Source organism: Gilvimarinus sp. F26214L (assembly GCF_054401055.1).
On record NZ_JBTIYG010000001.1, the window covers coordinates 35,726 to 51,072 of the forward strand.

11 protein-coding genes are annotated in these 15,347 nt (G+C 57.7%); 3 read left to right on the top strand and 8 right to left on the bottom strand.

The window, feature by feature from the left end; all coding sequences use genetic code 11:
- The first annotated feature begins 133 nt into the window (after positions 1-133).
- Positions 134-1,819: a BCCT family transporter gene (locus ACURWW_RS00145; protein ID WP_445614980.1), complete on the top strand. Its 1,686-nt coding sequence runs from the start codon at positions 134-136 to the stop codon at positions 1,817-1,819.
- A 92-nt stretch (positions 1,820-1,911) separates the two neighbouring features.
- Here the strand turns inward: ACURWW_RS00145 and glgP are convergent, their stop codons facing one another.
- Entirely contained in the window at positions 1,912-3,588 is a 1,677-nt protein-coding gene (gene glgP / locus ACURWW_RS00150; protein WP_445614981.1) for an alpha-glucan family phosphorylase, read from the bottom strand.
- Between the two features lie 617 nt (positions 3,589-4,205).
- Here glgP and cls point away from each other — a divergent pair.
- Both cls and ACURWW_RS00160 read left to right on the top strand, forming a co-directional pair.
- Positions 4,206-5,693, top strand: coding sequence for a cardiolipin synthase (cls, locus tag ACURWW_RS00155; protein ID WP_445614982.1), 1,488 nt, complete (start codon positions 4,206-4,208; stop codon positions 5,691-5,693).
- A 97-nt stretch (positions 5,694-5,790) separates the two neighbouring features.
- Positions 5,791-6,444, top strand: a complete 654-nt coding sequence (locus tag ACURWW_RS00160) for a DUF6629 family protein (RefSeq protein WP_445614983.1) — start codon at positions 5,791-5,793, stop codon at positions 6,442-6,444.
- Between the two features lie 50 nt (positions 6,445-6,494).
- Here ACURWW_RS00160 and ACURWW_RS00165 read toward each other — a convergent pair whose 3' ends face one another.
- From ACURWW_RS00165 to ACURWW_RS00195, 7 genes are read right to left on the bottom strand one after another with little or no spacing between them, the layout of a single operon-like run.
- Positions 6,495-7,598 carry an ABC transporter permease gene (locus ACURWW_RS00165; RefSeq protein ID WP_445614984.1) on the bottom strand — a complete coding sequence of 368 codons (1,104 nt, stop codon included), beginning with the start codon at positions 7,596-7,598 and terminating at the stop codon, positions 6,495-6,497.
- Positions 7,598-8,692 (bottom strand): ABC transporter permease, encoded by a 1,095-nt coding sequence (locus ACURWW_RS00170; protein WP_445614985.1) that lies wholly within the window; start codon positions 8,690-8,692, stop codon positions 7,598-7,600. The genes ACURWW_RS00165 and ACURWW_RS00170 overlap by 1 nt, the downstream gene beginning before the upstream one ends.
- Complete coding sequence (locus ACURWW_RS00175) at positions 8,689-10,479, bottom strand: ATP-binding cassette domain-containing protein (RefSeq protein WP_445614986.1); 1,791 nt, start codon at positions 10,477-10,479, stop codon at positions 8,689-8,691. Before ACURWW_RS00175 ends, ACURWW_RS00170 begins: the two co-directional genes overlap by 4 nt.
- Entirely contained in the window at positions 10,422-11,381 is a 960-nt protein-coding gene (locus ACURWW_RS00180) for an HlyD family secretion protein (RefSeq protein WP_445614987.1), read from the bottom strand. Before ACURWW_RS00180 ends, ACURWW_RS00175 begins: the two co-directional genes overlap by 58 nt.
- A gap of 18 nt (positions 11,382-11,399) precedes the next feature.
- Positions 11,400-12,755 (bottom strand): MBL fold metallo-hydrolase, encoded by a 1,356-nt coding sequence (locus tag ACURWW_RS00185; RefSeq protein WP_445614988.1) that lies wholly within the window; start codon positions 12,753-12,755, stop codon positions 11,400-11,402.
- Between the two features lie 4 nt (positions 12,756-12,759).
- Positions 12,760-13,806, bottom strand: coding sequence for a ribose-phosphate diphosphokinase (locus tag ACURWW_RS00190; RefSeq protein WP_445614989.1), 1,047 nt, complete (start codon positions 13,804-13,806; stop codon positions 12,760-12,762).
- Positions 13,691-15,211 carry a thymidine phosphorylase family protein gene (locus ACURWW_RS00195; protein ID WP_445614990.1) on the bottom strand — a complete coding sequence of 507 codons (1,521 nt, stop codon included), beginning with the start codon at positions 15,209-15,211 and terminating at the stop codon, positions 13,691-13,693. Before ACURWW_RS00195 ends, ACURWW_RS00190 begins: the two co-directional genes overlap by 116 nt.
- Positions 15,212-15,347 lie beyond the last annotated feature (136 nt).

Below are 15,347 nucleotides of genomic sequence, written 5' to 3' on the forward strand. Positions count from 1 at the left end.
CCAGTTTCACAAGGCCAGACGGGCCTTTGCGCTGGATCTGGATCGGCAGGGTAAGCCCCTTGCCTCCCCCGTGTTATAGTCAAGCTCGTCGGTAGTGGGCAGGGCAAATTCAGGAGGATACAAAGAACATACGATGCGTCGATTATCTGCTATTGCAAAAAATGTGTTGGGGGACGTGGGCTCCGTTTTCTATCTCTCATCGGTTTTGGTTGCGCTGTTTGTGGCGGCAGCCGCTATACAGCCCGAGGCAGTGGAACAGGGAGCACAGCGGATACTGGACGTCACCGCGACCAATGTCGGCTGGATGTACCTTCTGTCCACCAGCGGCTTCGTCGTGTTTGCATTGCTGGTGGCGGGTTCAAGGTTTGGCAGCTTACGGCTGGGTCCCGACGGCGAGCCTCCAGAGTTTTCCTACGCGAGTTGGCTTGCCATGATTTTCTCCGGCGGGATGGGCGTCGGGCTCGTGTTCTGGGGCGTTGCCGAACCCATGATGCACTTCAATGAACCTCCGTTGGGTATTGGAACCCCCCGCAGCGCCGAAGCGGCCCAGGCGGGATTGCGCTATGCGTTTTTCCACTGGGGACTTCACCAGTGGGCCAGCTTTACACTGGTCGGCCTTGCCATCGCCTATGTCCGCTTCCGGCACAACAGCTACGGTTTGATCAGTGAAACCTTGCGCCCCCTTCTCGGACACCGGGTGGATCAAGGCTGGGGGAAGGCCATCGACATCCTCGCGGTGGTATCGACAACATTCGGCGTCGCCACCACGCTGGGACTGGGTGCCCTGCAAATCAACAGCGGCTTGTCCCGAGTGGCCGATATTCCCTACGGCGTGCTCTCACAGTTCGCAATCATTGCCGTGGTCGGCGCACTCTTCATGGCGTCCGCCATGACCCCACTGGACAAAGGCATCCGCCATCTCAGCAATGCCAATATGCTACTGGCTTCCGCGCTGCTTCTCTTTGTCCTCCTATTTGGACCAACGGCGTTTATTCTCAGCGAGATGACTCAAACTCTGGGCGAGTATCTGGGGAACATCATCGAAATGAGCTTAATGACCACACCCCACTCCGAGAACCAGTGGGTGGCGGAATGGACGATGTTCTACTGGGCCTGGGGCTTGAGTTGGGCGCCCTTTGTGGGCAGCTTTATCGCCCGCATTTCGCGGGGGCGGACCATCCGCGAATTTGTATTGGGCGTGATGATTGTGCCGGTTGTACTGAGCATGCTCTGGTTTTCGTCCTTCGGCGGTTCTGCCATTCACTTCGAACTGAGTGGGCAGGCCGGTATCGCCGATGCTGTCGCCCGAGAGGCTCCCGCAGGCTTGTACGTCTTACTGGACCAACTCCCTTGGAGTACCCTTCTATCGGTTGCGGCCACCTTGCTGGTGGCCATGTTTGTCATCACCTCCGCCGATTCCGCCACCTTTGTGCTCGGCATGTTCACTTCAAAAGGCGTGCTCAACCCGACGCGTTTCGTCCGGATTCTTTGGGGCTGCTTGCAGCTATCGGTGGCCGCGGTGCTGCTACTCAGCGGCGGCCTGGAGGGGCTGCGCACTGTGTCCATTATCGCTGCATTTCCCTTTATGCTGGTGATGCTGTTAATGACCTTCGCACTATACAAGGATCTGTCGCTGGAGTTTCAGCGGCGCGAACAAAAAACACTGCTGCTCGAAAGCCGGATCGAGCGCTTGTTGCTACGCGAATCCGAGCGCGAAGCCGAACAAGCCGTGGAAGAAGAGGTTCATCCGAGCGCGCCTGAAGAGGCGGTCAAGCAAAAAGCGGATGTGTCAAAATACCCTGACCCTCAGTCCACATAAACACCTGCCCCCTCAGTAGGCAACGGCTGAGCTCGCGTTCTCGCAACCACTTCGTCATCGCCCCTATTCGGTCAGGGGTTCACTTGGCACACCTAACGCAGATAAGCCTCACTCGCATAACGGCGCATCATGCGCTGACTATTAAAGCGAGGGCCGATTTTGCTTATGGCCTCCTTCATCATCCAGGTCCAATGTCGACGATCATCAAAGTATAGTGGCAGTACCACGTGATCCAGCTTTTCATATAGAGCTTCAGCGTCGTCATCGCCGCTGATGGCCCAGCCGGTCACTCCCTCCGTACAGCCTTCAACCCACCAGCCGTCCATTGTGCTCAGATTTAACACGCCGTTTAGGGCCGCTTTCATACCGCTGGTACCCGATGCTTCGTGGGGAGGCAACGGAGTGTTCAGCCATACGTCGGCACCTGCCACCAACTTCTGCGCGATAGCCATTTCGTAGTTCGGCACGAAGGCCATTGGGATCGCTTCGCGCAGGCTGTGCATGTGCTGATGGATTTTCTCAATCGCAGCTTTACCTCCGCTATCGCGCGGGTGGGCTTTGCCTGCCATTACCAATTGGAAAGGCTGAGCACTGGCCATAGCCCTCAGGCGGTCGAGGTCGCTGAATATCAGGTCCGGGCGCTTGTAGCCGGTCATCCGTCTAGCGAAGACGATCAGTGGCAAGTCCGGTCGCAATTCTACCCCCGTTCGCCGTTGAACTTCAGCAATCAACTCAGCCTTCGCGGTTTCGTGGGCCGACCAAATGGCATCATCCGGTAGCCGGTCGACCCCCGCCAGTTGCTCGGGATCGTGTCCCCAGTCCGGGGCCATGTCCTGATACAAACGCGCGAATGCAGGGTGAACCCAGGTAGGAGGATGGACACCATTAGTAATGGACCGGATTGCATAGCCGGGGAACATTTGCCGTGCGGTCTCGGCGTGGCGGATTGCAACCCCGTTGACATATCCGCTCAAGTTAAGCGCCAGACGCGTCATATTGAGGCAGTCGTCGCCCGCTACGAGCTGCAGCTGTTGTCGCTCCATAAGTTCGTTCAGCAGGGGCATCGCTGTGTCGTAGTCGAACCGGTCGTGGCCCGCCTCAACCGGTGTATGCGTCGTGAAGACGCACTGTTCGCGAACCCGCTCGCCGTCATAGTGCAGTCCTTCTGAGGGGCCACCGCCTCGCTTGGGAAAGCGCTGCAACAGCGCGGCAGGGAGCAAGGCGGCATGCCCCTCGTTCAGGTGATAAGTCTCAATCGTAAATCCCAGTGCGTGGAGTATTCGCTGGCCGCCAATGCCGAGCACAATTTCCTGTCGCAGGCGATAAACTTCGTCGCCACCATACAAGCGACCCGTGATCTGGCGGTCGGCCGGATGGTTATGCGCAAGCTCGGTATCGAGGAGTAATACCGGCACTGCATGGCCCAAGGGACAGGTGACTACATACAGCCATGGTTGTATCCAAACGGCTCTCCCCTCAATCCGGACCGCCACCATTGCATCCAGAGCGGTCGCCCAGTCCGCGGGTTCCCACGGATCGGGCTGGTCCACTTGCCGACCTTTGGCGTCGATTACCTGGCGCAAGTATCCGTTGCGGCTGACCAGCGTGATAAAGACAACGGGCAAGGCCAGATCGGCACAGGAGCGAACCGTATCCCCCGCCAGGATGCCGAGCCCGCCCGCGTAGGTATGCATTTCCGGACGAAGTGCAATCTCCATCGAGAAGTAGGCCACACGTGTACGTGGCAGGAACTTGGGTAGTGTTGCCATCAGTTCTCCATCTGGATCCTGAACGTTGTCACGGCGGTATGCCTTTGAAAATAGTACGGATTATATGTGAGCGATGTCCTGCAATGTTGACGCAGATCAAACCCCATGAGTTTCCGTGCAGTCCTTGTAGAGTACCCTCTCCAGACCGGACATCTTGAAAGATGTTGCTTTTTTGCCCAGGTAAAATGAAGGCGATGGCCGTGAAACCGAGTGTCATTTACGCGACTTCGAATGGTAGACCGCTTCGGCTATGGCATTGGCAATGCCCCTGTTGCCCGGCTTTCTGCGGGAAAAATCGGCCTCGAGGCCGATACACTCGCCTTGCATACCGGTCTTGCAACAGCCACCTGGCCTGGCAATCGCCGCTACTGCCCCGCTGTGGGGCTGGTTCACAAGTCACCCGCTTGTGCTGAATCGACCGGCAATAGCAGTCCTATCCGTCTTCGCCGTCACCTACTCTAAACGATTACATCGGTACAGCAACCCAGGGCTTTCCCCAGGTCAAGCAAGACAAATGGCGCCTGCGGGTTGAGAATGGTCTGCTTTGCAGCTGTAGTGCACGAGAATCAGGGCTGTTAAACTGAAGCACCTGGCGCAAGAGAAGGCGAACCAGATCCTTGGACGCCCCCATGAATACGAGTAGCCCATCGACCAATTCTGAATCAGAAAAATGCCGGCGGAAGCGCCGGCGCCGGCTGGTTGCCGCATTTATAGTAGTGGCTCATCTTGCTGGCTTCAGCTCATCAATTGATGCTTTGATCTCAACCCGAACTGCCCAGGGCGCTGTCGCCTGGATCGTGAGTCTCAATACCCTGCCCTATGTAGCCGTGCCGGCGTATTGGATATTCGGTCGCACCAAGTTCGAGGGCTATACAATAGCCCGGCAGACCGAGGACTCTGAACTGGCGATGGCCCTGAGCAAAGAGATCACCGAACTGCACTCGTATCAGCTGCCCGACACGTACGAGTACAAGGACCTCCGGGCGGTGCAGGCGCTGGCCAAACTGCCGTTTGTGAGGGGCAACGACCTGGAGTTACTGGTGAATGGAGAAGCGATTTTCGACAGTATCTTCCGTGGCATCAAGTCGGCTCGCAAGTACATCCTGGCCCAATCCTACATTATCCGCGACGACGAAATCGGTCGGGAATTTCAAAAGCTGCTGATCGACCGCGCCCGCGCGGGCATCGACGTCTATCTCCTTTACGACGAAATCGGCAGTTACGGTCTCCCTCAGCGCTATGTTGATGAACTGGTCGCGGCGGGAGTCAAGGTGCACAGCTTTCATTCCACCCGCGGTTCGGGTAACCGCTTTCAGGTTAACTTTCGCAACCACCGCAAAGTAATCATTGTAGATGGCGAAACAGGTTGGATTGGCGGTGCCAACATCGGTGATGAATATGTAAATAGTGCCGGTTCCAGCGGCTGGCGGGACACTCAGGTCAAGATCACCGGCCCGGCGGCGCTAGAGTTACAACTTTCCTTCGTCGAGGATTGGCATTGGGCCACCAACAGTATTCTCGATTTGCCCTGGCAGCCGATGCCGTCGGGGCAAGGCAATACGCCCGTGTTGGTACTGCCCTCGGGGCCGGCGGACAGGTTCGATACCGCGAGTCTGATGGTGCAGCAGGCGATTCACTCAGCCACTGATCGGATCTGGATCTCCAGCCCGTACTTTGTGCCCGACGAAGGGGTGCAAGGCATGCTGAAACTGGCTGCGCTCGGCGGAGTCGATGTTCGCATCCTCATCCCGGAAACGCCGGACAGCCGCCTCGCCTACTATGCGGCATACGCTTTTATCGGTAACCTCATGGAGGCTGGCGTTAAAATCTACCGCTACCAGAATGGTTTCCTGCATGGAAAATCCTTTGTGGTGGACGACGTTGGTGCGGCTGTCGGCACCGTCAACCTGGATAACCGCTCTTTCAGGCTCAACTTCGAAAGCACGGCCATTGTCCTGGACGAGGCATTTGCAGTGGAAGTAGAAAACATGTTCCTACGGGACTTTCGCCGCTCGAGGCTCATGACCCGGCAAGGTTTGAACGAGAAGCCGCTTTGGTTCCACGTTCTCTCCAGGGGGGCCTACTTGTTTGCTCCTGTACTTTAGGGCCACGTAATCATGGCCCTTCTCCGACCTGTGATCGTCCAAATTGCAGACGTTTGTATAATTGGCAATTGAAGCCAGCCATCACGGGGAAACCAAAATGTGCTTTTCAGCAACCGCGAGTTTTACTGCCGGCGCCGCGCTTTCAGTTTTCGGTGCCGCAACCCTAAGGAAGACCCGAAGACCAGCCGACCTTGCGTTTGCGGCGATTCCCTTGCTGTTCGGTGTCCAACAGATTATCGAAGGGTTTCTGTGGCTCTCGTTTCTTTACGAGCGCGAATCACTGAATGTCGTCACCACCTATGCCTTTACCGTGTTCTCCCACGTACTGTGGCCGATTTTCATACCGCTCGCCGTCGGCATAATGGAGCCCTCTGTGCGGCGTCGACAGTTGATCTGGCTGTTTTTGCTAATGGGTCTCGCGGTGGGCTTCTATTTGCTTTACTTGATCATCCGATTTCCTCTGACTTCTGAAGTCAGGGAACATATCGTGTACGTTTCCCCGCATTTTTACGAACTGCCGATGATGTTGCTCTATTTGGCAGCCACTTGCGTGAGTTGCTTTTTTTCCAGCTATCCCATTGTCCGGGTTTTTGGGGCCGCGGCCCTAGCGCTATTTGCCATTTCAATCTGGTTCTATACGGAGGCCTTTTTCTCCGTATGGTGCTTTTTCGCGGCCCTGTTGAGCTTTATCATTTACCTGCACTTTCGGTCCGCGGACAGGGCGCAAGGCAGGACAGCGTCCACGGCGTAGCGCGGGAGGCTGGAATCAGTTGCATTTATTGCTTGGAACTCCCAGTCGGACTACTTCCCTTGTCGGTGAAAGCTCCATGCCGCCATTGCAAACAGCGGTGCCCCGATGGCCAGCAGTGACAATGCCTGCGGCCAGAGGTTCTCAATGCCGGCCCCTTTCAGAAAGATGCCCAGAATAACGTCCATATAGTGGCGCAAGGGACTGGCCATCGAGGCGGTTTGCAATACCTCTGGCATGCTTTCAACCGGTGCCAGGGTGCCGGATAAAAACAGTAGCGGGAAAAGACCGAAGAAGGACAGCAATAATGCCTGTTGCAAGCTGCGACTCACGCTGGCGACAAATACCCCGATAGCAACGGCGCTGAGCAGGAACAGAGCGGTGAGCCCTAGAAACAAAAGCAGACTGCCCCGCAGGGGCACGTCAAACCAGCGGGCGATGAGCAGGCTGGGAAAAACCGCCAGCAGGCCCATGCCGATGGTGGGTAGCGTTTTGGCAACAAACAACTCGCCCGTCGTGATCGGCGTTACGCGTAACTGTTCGATGGTGCCCGATTCTTTTTCCCGCACGATGGAAGCGGCCGGGTAAATGACCCCGACCATCAGGGCGGCAAGTGCCACCATGGACAGGACCATGAACGACGTTTGGCTCTGGTCCGGGTTGTACCAGACGCGGGTCACTGGATCGACGCCAAGCTGTGCAGGCGGTTCGCTATCGAGAGCCGTCTCGAAATCGGCAACGATTTGCAGTGCATAACCGCGAGCCTGAGCCGCGAGATTGGAGTTGCTACCGTCCAATAGAATTTGTAAGTCGGCCTGCTCCGCGCGGGTGATCGTCCGCTGAAAGTCCTCGGGAATAATCAAGGCAAGGCGCGCATTGCCGTCTTGCAGCCAGCGCGCCGCCGTCGTGACATTCGATGGCTCACCCGCAAATTCGACAACGTCCGTGGCCAGGAAGCGTTGGATCAGTTCACGACTCGCCGTACTGCGATCCTGGTCGACGATGGCAAGCGGCACGTCGTTCACGTCGAAGGACAAGGCCACGGTGCATATCACCACTTCCACGGTGTACAACCACAGGATGAGCACCAGCATCACCCGGTCGCGTAGTAGCTGAATGAATTCCTTGGCCAGCAGTCCCCGCAGGCGCACTCCCATTACGCCACCTTCTTGCGAAAGCGCCAACTGGCGATAATGAAAACCGTCAGCGCGTAAGCGAACAGCAGCAAGACAGAGGGCCACAGTTCCGGTAAGCCACTACCCTGCAGAACCACGCCTCGCGAGAAGTCCACAAAATACTGGGCCGGGAAAATTCGGGTGTACAGTTGTAGCGCATAGGGCATGGTGAAAATGGGAAACAGGAAGCCGGAAAACAGGAAGGACGGCATCATGGTGACAATCAAAGCCAGCAACATGGCTACCACCTGACTGCTGGTGACGGTTGATACCAGCAGTCCGATGCTCACCGTGCAAAACACGTAGATCAGCCCTACTCCAAGCAGTAGTCCCAAGCTGCCGCGCAGCGGAACCTCGAACCAGAGAAAACCAACGGCAACTACCATGGTGATTTGCAGAAATGCGATGAAGGCATAGGGGATCAGCTTTCCGGCGATAAACTCCGACGGCCGCAAGGGCGAGGCGAAGATTTGCTGAATGGAACCACTTTGCTTTTCGCGTGTAATTGCCAAGGCGGTGAGCAAGGGCGGGAAGGCCATGAGTATTACGCCGAACAAGCCGGGCACGATGTAGTTAACGCTTTTCATGGAGGGGTTGTACCAGACGCGGGTCTGCACCTCGATTCGGGGCGGCGTGTTTTGCCCGTAGCTGCTGATGATGGCGTCCGCATAGGAGGCGACGAGATTGGCCGTGGCAGAGTAGCTGCCATCCACCAGCACTTGCACCGGCGCCCCGCTCCCGCGGGCCAGCCGCTCGCCGAAGTCCGGCGGCATGATCAGCGCGAGCTTGATGCGGCCGTTCTGCAAAGCTTCTTCCATCGCGGCATCGCTGGTAAAGCGCTGCTCCACCTGGAAATAACCGCTGGCAACGAAGCGCTCCACCAGGCCCCGGCTGGCAACCGAGCCGTCCCGGTCCAAGACGCCCAAGGCTACATCGTCCACATCCAGGGAGATGGCGTACCCAAACAGAAACAGCATGACCAGTGGCATCAACAGTGCCACGGCCACGGTGATCGGGTCGCGAAGAATTTCCCGTGTTTCCTTGGTGATCACGGCGATGACAGGACTGCTCTTCACTGGCTGCCTCCCGCTCGTTCAATATGGGCGAGGAAAATGTCCTCCACGGACTCGAGCCGCTGGTTGGGAAAGCCTTGGCGCAAGCGGTCCAGATCGCCAGCAGCGATCAGGCGGCCGCGATGCATCAGCCCGAGGCGGTTGCAGTAGGCGGCTTCCTCGAGATAATGGGTTGTCACCACGATAGTCATGCCGCCACGGGCAAGCTTGCGGATCAGACGCCAGAAACGAAAACGCGCCAGGGGATCGATGCCTGACGTGGGCTCGTCGAGAAACAGCACGGAGGGTTGGTGTAACAGGCTGGATGCCAGCGCCACACCTTGGCGCACGGCGCCGGACAAGCTGCCTACCAGCTCTCCTTGGCGCTCCGATAATCCGGCCAGTACGGAGGCGTCTCCGATGGCGCGACGGGCCCGCTCACCCGCGAGTCCATAAGCACTGGCAAAAAATGCAAGATTTTCAGCGACACTTAGGTCGGGATACAGAGAAAAACGTTGGGACATGTAGCCGATCCTGTGCCGCAGCAGTCGCTCGCCGGTTTCGACTCCAGCCACTTGTGCGCGGCCTGCCGTGGGCGGAAGCAGTCCGCAGAGCATGCGAATCAGCGTCGTTTTACCGGCACCGTTGGCACCCAAAAGACCGAAGACTTCGCCCGCATTTATGTCGATAGAAACGGCATCGACGGCGACGAAATCGCCGAAGCGTCGGGTTAGATTCTGGGTGCTGATCGCAGCTGTTTTCTCGGCAAGTGCCGGGTCATGGGTCGCGGCGACTGGGTTTTCGCTATGTTGTTGTTCGACTATCTGGCGATCGCCACTGATGATCGCGAACACATCCTCCATTCGCGCTTCGCTCGGCGCCAGTGTGCCGACTTCCTCCAGTTGCCTTTTCAGTCCCAGTGGAAAGTCGGCAGGCGTGCGAAGTGTGAAACGAATCTGATCACTCAGCCACTGAAAACTCATGACCTCATCCGCAGCGGATAGTATCGTGTCTATCGTCTCCGGGGCATCGCCACGAATGCTAAACACTTGGTTGGCGGCACGCTCGCGCAGAACTGCCGGCGCACCACTGGCGAGCAAGCCACCCTGATTTAGAAACAAAACGCGATCGCAGCGCTCCGCTTCGTCCATATAGGACGTGGCCAGAACAATGGTTGTCCCCTGCTGGCGAAGATCCTCAAGCATGAGCCAAAGCTGGCGCCGGGATAATGGATCCACGCCCAGACCAGGTTCGTCCAGCAACAGCAGATCGGGTTCGTGGATCAAATTGCAACAAAGCGCCAGCTTCTTGCGCATGCCGCCCGATAAATCTCCTTCCCGCCTATTGGGGAAATCCTGCAGACCGGCCATTTCAAGCAGGGGACCCCGACGCTCCGCAAAGCTTTGGTCGGACAATCCTCGAATCTTGGCGGCGAAATGGAGGTTTTCCGCCACAGTCAGTCGCTCGTAAAGCGTAAAGCCCTGGGCCATGTAACCGATGCGTGAAGTCACCTGGTCCGCCTGGCGCACGCTGTCAAAGCCGAGCACCTGACAGCTGCCGGCGCTGGGATCCAAAATGGCGGCGAGCATTTGCAACAAGGTGGTTTTACCGGCGCCGTCCGGCCCCACCACACCGACGACTTCGCCGGCTTGAACACGCAAGTCCAGATCGCGTAAGGCCCAGCGCCTGTCGAAGCGGCGCGACAAACCCTTGGCTTCGATGACGACTCTGCTGGCAGTCTCCGGGGGCATTTTTATTGCGGCACGAACAAAGGGTCGGGCCAGCCAGCGTCCGGGTCCCAGAGTATCCATGCATCGGCTGGCATGCCGGGTTTCAAAATTCCTTCTGGATTGTCCACGCCGAGGGTGACACCGAAGACCAGCCGTACCCGCTCTTCCGGCATATGGATGTCGCGCGGTGTAAATTGAGCGCTTTGGTCAATCCGTGCCACCCGCGCTTCAAACAAGTGCTCCGGATAGGCATCCACACGGACCCGGGCCGGTGCTCCCAGCTTGATCTTGCCAATCTCCCTTTCGGCAACAAAAGCCTTCACCCTGGCGTCGCTCAGATCCACCAGAATTGCCACGGACTGCCCCGGTTGGACGAATTCGCCTCGCTCGACCCCTTTGATCGCTATGGTGCCATCCCGTGGTGCCCGAACCGTGGTTTTCTGCAAGCGGTTCCCCAGCAGATCCAGTTCCCGTTCCGCCGCGTCGATGCGTGCATCCGTGGCTCGAAGCGTCGCTTCCAGCGCCGCCACTTGCCCCTTGGCTTCCTGAAACAGGTTGTCCGCTTGCTCCATTTGGCGAGGCGAAACCGAACCCTGCTCCCGAAGCTTGCGAACACGCGATACTTCCGCTTCAGCCGTTGTTAGGTGGTGGCGTGCCACTGCCAATTCGTTTCCAATTTGAGCCTTTTCCTGCCCGAGGGCCGCGACTTGCGCGCGGGTACGGGCAATCTGCAATTGCATGTCGGTCGGGTCCAGCCTGACCAGCAACTCGCCTGCCGCTACTGCTTGTCCTTCGACCAGGGCACTTTCGACCACTTGGCCCGCCACCTCCGTCGCGATGCGTACTTCGGTGGCTTCAACCCGGCCATTGGCATAGATCAGCTGCGCAGGCAGCGGCGGGCTCTGAAGCGATTCATAAAGCAGGTAGGAACCGCCTGCCAGAGCAAGCAGGACACCCGCCGTCCACAACCAGGTTGTGCGCACGTTCTACTCCTTTTCAGCTTATAAATGCAGGACGCTGCGATAGCCCGCCACCTCGACATGGGGCGTGATGGACTGGCGCAAAACGTCACGTTGGCTGTCCAGCGCTTCCGGATCGCCGTGTACCAAATGGATATGGGTGCGTTTATCCACTGCCGAGTCTTTCAGCCACTGCTCGATGTCAGCATAATCACCGTGCCCGGACAGGCCGCGAATCTCCCGCACATCCGCCTTCACCTTCACCCATTCACCGTGGATTCGCACATGATCCGCGCCCGCCAGCATTTTTGCACCACGGGTGCCGCCTGCCTGGTAGCCAGCAAACATCAGCGTGGTGCGATGATCGCCGAGGAGGCGCTTCATGTGATGGAGAATGCGCCCGCCGGTGGCCATTCCACTGCCGGCGATGATGATGTGCGGATAACGAATATCGGCGAGTGCCTTGGATTCGTCGACCGTGCGGGTGTAGGTCACTTTCTCACACATTTGCTGGCACTGCCGATCAGTCAATTTGTGCTGGTCTTGAAAATCGCAATAGATTCCAGAAACGTTGATGGCCATCGGGCTATCGAGATAGATCGGCAGTTGCGGTATGCGTCCATCGCCCATCAGCGTCGCCAACATATGTTGCAGGGCCTGTGCCCGCCCGACCGCGAAGCTGGGAATCAGCAGTGCCCCGCTCTTGGCCACACTGTCATTGACCACCTGGGCCAGCTCACTGGCGGGATCGGTGGACTCGTGGCGGCGATTGCCGTAGGTGGATTCCAGAAACAAATAGTCGAGCGCAGGCAGGGGTTGGGGTGCTCGCATCAAAATGTCGTCCGGCTGGCCCACATCCCCGGAAAAACCCACCGTTTTTCCTTCGCCCCTAATGATGATGCTGGCAGCGCCGAGAATATGCCCTGCCGGCTGAAAGGTGATGTCCAGATCACCCACTTGCAAATGTTCGCCAAACTGAAGGCCTTCAAAAAGTGTGAGACTCGCTTCGGCAGTGGCCTGGTCGTAAAGCGCCTCGGGTTTTTCATGCTTGCTCAGATGATGCCGGGCCAGATAGGCGGCGTCTTCTTCCTGGATGTGGCCGCTGTCCGGCAGCAATATGCCGCATAAAGCACGACTGGCCGCGTGGGTGAAGACCGGTCCGCGATAACCCTGTTTGTACAGACGCGGAATGTAGCCGCTGTGGTCCAGGTGCGCGTGAGTCAACAGGACCGCATCCAGCGAATCTCGATCCACCGGTAGTGTCTCCCAGTTTCGTTCGCGCAGCCATTTGAAACCTTGAAAAAGTCCGCAGTCCACCAACACGCGGGTAGTTTTCGTTTCCACGAGAAATTTAGAGCCAGTGACGGTTTCGGCACCACCAAGAAAGGTTATTCGCATGACTTTACTCCGAGGGGGTTTGCAAAAGTTGCTGGATAGCGGGCACAAGCAGATCGCTGATGTCGATGAGGTTGGAAGAATGGGGAATCGTGTTGGTTGTTGCCAGGGTCCGAAGACCCGATTGCATTAATACGGAATCGATGCCGTCGGCGAAAATGCCGTGCACCGCGGCGCACTCAAGCTGCTTGACGCCCTGTGCTTGCAGCGCCTGCAGACACTTGAGCACTGTATGGCCGCTGGAGATAACGTCGTCGATGATTACGGCGGTTCGCTGAGTGTCCTTGCCCAGATTCGGCAGTTCGACCACCACATCCCGGTCACCGTAGCGCTGCTTTTCGCCGATCACGAAGGGGTGGCCGCTGTAGCGCGCAATGTTGGCAACCCACTGTTCGCTCTCGGCATCCGGGCCAACCAGTAACAGGTCCGTCCGCGACTTCAGCCATTCCGCTAACGCCGGCGCGCCTTGCACGACCCGGCTGGGAACGGAATAGATTTGATCCAGGGATTCGTAGCGGTGAAGATGAGGATCAACCGTAACAAGCCAGTCCATATGCGCCGAAAGACTGCGTGCAAAAAGGCGCGAAGTTACTGCCTCGCCCGCCACGAATCGACGGTCTTGACGCATGTAGCAGAGGTAGGGAGCTACCAGCCCCACGCTTGCCGCGCCGAGTTCGCGCAATGTATCCAACATAAACAGCAAGGGCAGATACTTCCCGTTCGGATGGGAAAGGTCCGCCAGCACCACACAATGCCTACTGCGGACATCACTGGTAATATCCAAATAGGTTTCGCCGTCGGGAAACTGCCGGCTGGCAAACTCGCCTTTTTCGGCTCGCAGCTTTTGAACCAAACTGGCCTCAAGCGGGTGAGTTTGAAGGGAAAATATCAGTGGTGAGTCTTGAGCATTTATCTTCACGCGGGAGAACTCGTTTTGGTTATTCGATAGTAAACATATCGGGATTGCTGTGGTAGAAATCCAAGGCGTAGTCCCTCTCGCCCCGACTTTCGCTGAACAGGGTAAACAAAGCCTGACTTGCTGTGAGGTAATCACCCACCTCCGCGTGCAGACGCAAGCCCGCAGCGAGATCAAAGGGCGCACCTGCCAGTTTGGCCAGTCTCGCCAGACGCCGGTTATCGATGCGGGTCAGGATTCCCGCTCGCGCTGCTTCAACGGTGTGCGAGTAGCGGGCATTACCCAGTGACTTCAAGCCGCCCTGGGCCGCCGTTATGCGCTGAAACTGTTGCCAGGCGGCGCCACTTTCCAACAGGCCGGTCGCTTTGATCAGGCCATGCTCCGGGCCCAGTTGATCGGCCTGATCAAATACCTGCGCGGCTATCGACAAGGCTCGCGTCCGCAAGTCCATGGGTGCATCTTCGTGATTCTGCAGGACTGCAAGCAGGTCTCGCGCTTCCTCCACCGGGCCGATGCCACGCCCCACTGGCTTGCTGCCATCGGTCAATACACACCGCACATGAATTCCGCAGGCGCTGCCCACACGGTCAAACAGCGAAGCCAGCAGGTCGGCATCGACGTCGCTGCGCATCTTTGCCGTGTCGCCCACTGGGATATCGATGACCACGTGGGTGGCGCCCGCGGCAATCTTCTTGGACAAGACCGACGCAATGAGCTGCCCTTCCCCATCCAGATCCAATGCCCGTTCAATTCGGATTAATACATCATCCGCGGGACTCAGGTTGACCGCCCCACCCCAAGCGAGGCAGGCGCCCGTCTCACGCACGACTTCTTGAATCTCATCCAGAGAAAGGTTAACGCGGGTAAGGGCTTCCATCGTATCGGCCGTGCCCGCTGGCGAGGTTATAGCGCGGGAAGAGGTTTTTGGCATCACCAGTCCGCCAGCGCTAACAATAGAAACCACCAAGGGTGTGGTGCGGTTGCCCGGCAGCCCGCCGATACAATGCTTGTCAAAAATGCGTTTCTCGCCCGGCCATTCCAGACGCTTGCCGCAGTTAACCATGGCCTGGGTGAGATAAGTGATTTCGTCGACGGTGAGACGAGTCCCGGCGCAACCGCTGACAAAGCCGGCGATTTCAATATCGCTGTACCGGTGTGCGCTGATGTCTTCAACGATATCCTGAAATTCGGCAGCACTGAGGTCGTGGCCGAAGATTTTTTTGCGCACCGCGCTCAGGGACTGCACCACGGGTGCGTGGCGTACCACCACCTCGTCACCATTTTCTATTCCCAGGCGGGAAAAAGCGATTTTGGAAAAGCCGACATGGTCGGCCGCCAATGCCACTTCATCGACGACGTTCAGGGTCGCGATGATTTCTTTCCCGCCACTGGCAATGGCGACTCGTGAGCTGGCGCTAAACCCTTCGGCGAGACAGACATGGCAATCCGACCGCATGTAGACGACAGGCTCCTGGTGGGTATCGATTCCCATGTCCAGCGCTTTTAGAACACCAGGCGCCTCGGATGAAGACTTGCTTTGCATCGAACGATGCCCCTTGTTTTCGCTTGTGGTTCGGGGCTAGCTGGCGAGCCAATTGGCTCTATTTTCCTGCCGCAAGTTCGCGGCCATTCCTTGGAGCGATATGGTCGGCCCCGCCCCAATAATCGGGCCGATTATC